Annotated in this window: 1 protein-coding gene; it reads left to right on the plus strand. The window is 50.2% G+C overall.

Features of this window, described 5'->3' with window-relative positions; all coding sequences use genetic code 11:
* Window positions 1-321 precede the first annotated feature (321 nt).
* On the plus strand, window positions 322-537 hold the full coding sequence (locus TPRIMZ1_RS0115240) for a hypothetical protein (protein WP_010262124.1): 216 nt from the start codon (window positions 322-324) through the stop codon (window positions 535-537).
* Window positions 538-542: the final 5 nt, after the last annotated feature.

A 542-nucleotide genomic window follows, 5' to 3' on the forward strand; every position in this document is an offset into this window, starting at 1 on the left:
CCTGGTGGCTGCAAAAAATATCAGGAACCCCCAAAGGGTCCCCCTGATATTTTTTACACCACCACCCCCGATAACGTAATTTGGGCATATTCTTTTCAGCCTGCTTCGCAGGACTGAGTGGCGGGATCGCCGGGCGGTAGTTGCAAAAAATAGCATACTTAGAAGCTTAATTTGGCGTACCTGACCCAAAAAATCACCCCATACAAATTTTAAAAAAATCGATCCTCAGGGTAAAGCGTTTTTCATCATAACTCCCTTATATATGCGGCGGGCCGAAGAGTCGCGCCTAAAACCTGGGCGTAAGCCCACAAAGGAGCTGTTATGAAATTATCTTTCCTGGTCCCCTTTTTCTGGGGTGAACTGCGCCGGAAGGCCAGGGAGAACGCAGAAAAAGGCGTTCCCCTGGACATCCTTTCGGATTTTGTCTTTAAAAGCCTTTTTACCGACGACAACGAGGACTCCCGTGATGCCCTGCGTCATCTCCTCTCCGCCTGTATCGGCCGCCCCGTCGCCTTCCTGGCTATTCGGACTGTTTAAACGGC

The sequence above is a fragment of the Treponema primitia ZAS-1 genome (assembly GCF_000297095.1).
Taxonomy (GTDB): domain Bacteria; phylum Spirochaetota; class Spirochaetia; order Treponematales; family Breznakiellaceae; genus Termitinema; species Termitinema primitia_A.